Here is a 5,651-nt window from a genome sequence, read left to right on the forward strand (position 1 = left end):
GAAGCTCTTTATTGATCTGCCCGTTCTCCTGAATGGACTTACGCTGCTCTTCGATGAGCTCCTTCACTTCTTTCTGTGAATTCTCGATCGCTTTTTCCAGTACAGATAATTCAGACATGTGGTGCTCCGTTAATTGTTCCGCAGGTTAGCGGCAAATGAGGTAATGCGCTGTGCAAGCGCGTCAATGTCGCCGCCGCCGAACTCGCTTCGGCCTGCGGACTTCACGCGGGCGATAAACGCCTGCGCTTCAGCGCGCGTAAGGCCGACTGAATCCCTCAGCCAGGCCTCCGCGTCACGAATGGTTTTGATGCCGTCGATACTTTTCATGGCGGTAACGCCCGCCAGTTCGTTGGCCGGGAAGGTGCAGACGCTGATTTCCCGGAGATAAGATATGTTTTTGAAAATGAGTCCGGTGGTACCGACGCTGTAATCGTCCGGGCCGACAGAAAACCCGACCGACATGCCTTCGACAGTGCCGTGCTGCATGGCGGCTTTAAGATGCTCAGGCCGGGCGTGAGCTGCCCCCGTACAAACAGCCCCTTATCGTCCTCATGCATGGCATCCCACTTCCCGACCGGGATGGCGCGGGTCTGGTGGTTAAAGAACATCGCCACCTTGCGACTCTGGTTTGCGACCACGCCAGCGAACGCGCCGGGTAAAATGATGTCGCCATCTGAGTCCGTGTTGTTGAATACCGAGGCGTACCCCTCAAACGTTCCCTTGCTTCCGTCGCCGGTAAACTTAATTTCGGTCTGGTCGAACGCCAGCGTCTTGTGAATATCAGGCATCATGGCCCCCATAAAAATTAAGCCCCGTCAGTGCGGGGCTCTTTGTTTGTTCCGAGATCGGTAATGGGTACGTTCTGCGACTGGCGCGTCGCCACATCACCTCCAGGCAATGGCGGAAGGTTATCCAGTCGCCGTACCTCGTTAACGGTCCGGATCCCGGTATTGACCATCGTTTGCATGAATGCGGCGCGGCTCGCTGAATCACCGCGAAGCAGTCCATCCAGGTTATGCTCGGCATGGAGCCTGCCCTGATCGGACTCTTTCACCAGCCAGCGTTCGATGCTGTATTCCCAGCGATCGAGATAGGGTTTCAGGGTGTACTGCAGGAAGCCCAGGTTCTGCTGCTCAATACCGCTGCCCCATGAGGTTGTTTTTTCAACATCACCCACCAGGTGCGGAGGAACACCGTAAAAGCGCGCCAGCTCTGCCACCTGAAACTTGCGCGCCTCAAGCATCTGCGCGTCCTGAGGCGAGATGCCAATAGGCTGGGTGGTAAATCCACTCTCCAGGATCCAGAGGCGTTTTCTCACCGGGCCACCGGCAATCTCCTTGAAGTTTTCCTCCAGCTGCCCGCGCTGCTCTTTAGTCAGCACCTTGCCGTCAGTCATCAGGATTTGCGGCGACTTCGCGCCGTTGGCGAAGAACTCCCGCTGGTTATCCTCCATAGCGATCGCCACGCCTGCAGATTTGGCGCTGAACGCCAGCGGCGACAACCCCACCAGCCCGTTAAAGCCGAAGCCTTTAAGGTGGAAAATCTCTTTAGGCTTAAAATCCACATACTCGCTGTCGCGCCGGTAGCGGTAGATGACATTTTTGCCATCGAGCCGGACATCCATGTTCGCGCTCAGCAGCGGCAGCATGCTGATGACATCACCCACGCTGTTTCGCTCCAGGTGCGCGTAGGCGTTGCCGTACGCGCAGAGCTGCATTGTCATCGCCTCGCGAAACTCAAGCGCGGTCATGAAGTTGTTGGGCCGGAAGCGGAGAAGCTTCGCCAGCGGGTTGGTGTTGTCGACTTTCTTACGCTGATCGTCGACGGTTTCAAAAACGTCCAGCGGTAAAGAGGCTGTGACGGTGGAGATGAGCCTGATGCAGGCCCATACGGTGCTGATCGACATGTTGCGCTCATCGCTCACCACCGATTCCCCGACAGTGCCGTGAGCTGATGTGCCCGCCATCTGCGAGCCGTTATCCGGTGTAACCAGTCGGCCACCGGTCAGAATAGAGGCCATGCGCGCCCAGAATGGCGAACGTGTCCGCAGGTCAATGCTGTAGTCGGTTTCTGCCATGCTAGATGCTCAAAAAGTTATAGATAAAGTCGTTAACGTCGCCCTGGTCTTCCACCTCATCGCTCGTCTGCGCGCCGACAGACATGGCCAGTGCAACCATGCCGTCGATACGCCCGCTGGATTTACCTTTTACAAACTTACGGTTTCCGGCGGGATCGGTAATAACCGTGGCGTTCTTGGCGCACATTTCGAGAATGGGGTGGTTGCCGTGCTTCAGTTGCGCGCCCAGCAGCCTGGCTTCCAGTTCCCTGAGCGCCGGGGACATCGAGACAAAGCCCTGGCCGAACTCAACGAACCGCTCGAGCTCTGCCTCAGTAAACCCGGCATCAATCAGATGCGGGCGAAGAAAACGCATGTTGTAGCGGTCGAACGCCAGCGCCCGGACGTTGCAGATATCGAACACGCGCCGCAACTCGCGGGCGATAAAGGCGTATTCAATGGCCTTGCCTGGCGTTGTGTTAAGAAAGCCCTGCTTCGCCCAGATGTCATACGGCACGCGATCATTGCGCGCCTTGTCTGCCAGCCCCTCTTCAGGCAACCAGAACTTACAGTGCACATCACCCTGTGTCGTGTTGAGCACCAGCGCGGTAAGGTCTGACACGCTGGAGAGGTCGAGCCCGCCCCACACGGTTTTACCAGTGAGATCGTCAGGCTCTTCCTTGTTCATGTGCCAGACGGTCTGGCTGACGAACGGGCTTTTAGCCTCCACGCGCCGGTTAAGCACCAGGTTCTCAAACTCTGCCTGGCGCGACGGGAGACGCTTCGCGCTGGCGGCCATATCCAGCACTTCTTTCTGGTTCATGAATACATCGAAGGCCGGGTTTGCCAGCCGGATGGCTTCAACCGAGAAAGGATCGATATCTTCCGGCGCGGTCTGGAGCCGGACCACCGTTCTCGGGTCAGCACCGGTCAGGCCGTCATCAATCAGCAGGCTGAGCAGATCACTTGCGTCAGGAGCCTGGGTACTGATGATCACCGAAATGGGGTTGTCCTGGGCGGCAGTCGCGGTCTCCAGCGCCTCATAGAGCGGGTCACGCGGTCCGCGTACCTGCCCAAGTTCATCGTGTGCAACAAATCGCGGCGAGAAACCGTAGGCCGTGGTTGCCTCAGCACTCAGTGCGCGATAGTAAGAGCCCAGTTCCGGGCAGTGAATCTCCTTGGCTGAATCCTTGATCGCGACATACTGCATGAGCACCGGGTTCATGCGGCACATCTTTGACGCCAGATTAAACAGGATGGCAGCCTGATCGCGGGACCGCGCCGCCGAATACAGCTGCGAGTTAGGTGCTGCCTCCGGTCCTACCAGGTAGAGCAGCATTAGCATGGCGGTTTCCACAGTTTTGGCGTTCTTACGCCCGCGGCTGATGATCGCCCGGCGTGTGCCATGCTTGTTGTCGAATATGGCCCTGAAATCGTCCTTCATGAACTCAGCCATTTTCAGGGGCTGGCCGACGAACTTACCTTCAGGGATGACGATATTTCTTTCGCACCAGAGGATATTCCTCTCGGCTCTTGTCAGATTTTTTTTAGCCATCAAAGAGCCTTAATCAATTTCCCAGGGCTTTTTCTCCCGAGCGAGATTGTTGTTAGCACGGCCAACCGTTTTAGGGTCGGCTGTAGCCTGGCGGGTGATCCGCAGGCGGGTCGCAAGAGAGGATGCCGATCGCACCTCCCGCTCGCGCATCGTAAGAAGTTTGTCGTAGCGCTTAAGACCGTCATCCCGGGCCAGCCACTCGAGCTCGAACTCTTCAATCTGGGTTGTGAGCAGCCGGGCCTGCACCACATGCCGACAGTACATCTCCAGCATGTCCCGGTGTGTTTCGGTGAATGAGCTGGCCGGGTTGTCATTGACCAGCCGGACCCAGACGTTAATCTCCGGATCGCTCAGGTGAATGGACGGCTGCAGCCTACTTTCAGCCAGTACCGGCAGCGAGGCAGCCGACGTCGCAGCCAGAGACTTTCTGCCTCGCTGTGCCATCGCGTTTTTCCTTTTTTTCTGGACGTTTTTAAAAATAAAACTGGGAGCGCGGTCTTTACCGGCCAGGCGTCAGAGTTTTACCCTCCCCCCCCTGCCATCGCCTCCGCAAACGAGAATGAATCTCATTTTTCGATGATCCGCAGGTTTTGGGGGTCGGGGCTGGCTGGCGGACACGAGCCGATCGCCGACGCCGAGCGGCATGGTCAGGCTGACGGTTGGCAGTGACTTACCTGCCTCGTGGCTGAAGGTGATCGAGGTGAGATCGTTAAAGCTCACGCCATCAATGCTCAGTTCAATCAGCTTGCCATCGCGGTATTCAATCTTCAGGTCTTGCATTGCGTGCTCCTGTTACCAGATAACCCGGCCCTCGTCATCGAACTCGGTCACCGTTCCGCCGTTCTCCATGCGCTGCTTCACTGAGTCGTGGCAGCGTTTGCATAAACTTTGTAAATTTTCCGGATCGTGAAAGAGAGTTTCATCGCCTTTGTGCGGCTTGATGTGGTCCACAACAGCAGCCGACACCACCTGGTTACGCTTCAGATGAAACTCGCAGAGCGGCTGCTTCTGCAACTGGTGATAGCGCAGGCGGTACCATCGCTTCGTGTTGTAGAGGTTATGCCAGGGGGAGTTTGATGCCATACATTGAACCCTTAGGGACGATACAGCAGGCCGCCGGGCTTTACCGCGTTGCGTATGGCGTCGGTCACTACCTGATTAATGGTCTGTTGCAATGTGACCTGAGCAGAAGCCTGAGCATCCTGTGACGCCTGCAGCGCCTTAAACAAATCACTCTCACGCACAGCGTCAATGACAGCCTCGCGCATATCGTCAGAGAGGCGGGTCTTGAGTTCGACTGCTGTCGCGACTGCGTCTTTTAAATGCAGTGTGCCGCTCATATTAACCTCAAACTTTTCAGCATGAAGCTTTACCTGCTTTTTACCATTCTCAACAGCTACGCCAAAACCAGTAGCGCAAAGCCTGCCGTTCTCATCGTTACCTACGCGGATCGTGTAGTTCTGAGGTGTAACATAACCGCCAGACGGAGGCAGGTTTTGGCCCACCAGCCTTTTAAATGCCTGGCTTTCATTTATGCCCTCAAGGATATGATCAACAATATCCTGCACATCGGTCGATGTCGTAGCATCAATCCAGTCTCCGGCGCGCCATTCTCGCGCGGTACCATCTGCCCTAACAGGACGCAGGCGCACCTGCAGTCGCTCACCAGCTTTACGCCCAGAAATCAGGAGCCCAGTAACCGGCCAACTGATGACCTCTTTCACAAGGCGGTCATCTGCAAGGAGGTATTGCAGTTCAAGCTGAGAACCCCAGAAGCTCGAATCAGGCCATTTCCATTCGACGTTTACACCGAATGGCTTGGGTGTCGTTTTTACACAGGGAATGCTCAAACATTCAGTCATAGTGGTTTCCTTTTAGATGTGAGCCTGTCGCACGGGACAGCCGCCCGAGAGAAGCGGATCCCCAGGCTCACGGCTGAAAGACTCTCTTTGGTGCGCGTGCGAGGCGCATAAAAAAAGCCACCAGCGGATGCCAGTGGCTTTGCATGTGAGTAAATAAAAAAACCGCCCGGATACGGTC

At 56.3% G+C, this 5,651-nt stretch carries 6 protein-coding genes and 1 pseudogene; all 7 read right to left on the minus strand.

Features of this window, described 5'->3' with window-relative positions:
• Window positions 1-129: 129 nt before the first annotated feature.
• Window positions 130-788: pseudogene (locus tag FN633_RS09195) on the minus strand (HK97 family phage prohead protease).
• Between the two features lie 17 nt (window positions 789-805).
• Window positions 806-2,077, minus strand: coding sequence for a phage portal protein (locus FN633_RS09200; RefSeq protein WP_042391493.1), 1,272 nt, complete (start codon window positions 2,075-2,077; stop codon window positions 806-808).
• Window position 2,078: 1 nt separating this feature from the next.
• Window positions 2,079-3,611 (minus strand): terminase large subunit, encoded by a 1,533-nt coding sequence (locus FN633_RS09205; RefSeq protein ID WP_042391494.1) that lies wholly within the window; start codon window positions 3,609-3,611, stop codon window positions 2,079-2,081.
• Between the two features lie 9 nt (window positions 3,612-3,620).
• Window positions 3,621-4,055: a hypothetical protein gene (locus FN633_RS09210; RefSeq protein ID WP_042391495.1), complete on the minus strand. Its 435-nt coding sequence runs from the start codon at window positions 4,053-4,055 to the stop codon at window positions 3,621-3,623.
• Window positions 4,056-4,124: 69 nt separating this feature from the next.
• Window positions 4,125-4,391 (minus strand): hypothetical protein, encoded by a 267-nt coding sequence (locus FN633_RS09215; protein WP_243731498.1) that lies wholly within the window; start codon window positions 4,389-4,391, stop codon window positions 4,125-4,127.
• Window positions 4,392-4,403: 12 nt separating this feature from the next.
• On the minus strand, window positions 4,404-4,694 hold the full coding sequence (locus FN633_RS09220; RefSeq protein WP_042391497.1) for an HNH endonuclease: 291 nt from the start codon (window positions 4,692-4,694) through the stop codon (window positions 4,404-4,406).
• 11 nt (window positions 4,695-4,705) lie between these two features.
• A complete protein-coding gene (locus tag FN633_RS09225; protein ID WP_052512351.1) occupies window positions 4,706-5,473 on the minus strand; it encodes a hypothetical protein in 768 nt (255 codons plus the stop codon).
• Window positions 5,474-5,651 lie beyond the last annotated feature (178 nt).

This window comes from Pseudescherichia vulneris (assembly GCF_902164725.1).
Taxonomy (GTDB): Bacteria; Pseudomonadota; Gammaproteobacteria; order Enterobacterales; family Enterobacteriaceae; genus Pseudescherichia; species Pseudescherichia vulneris.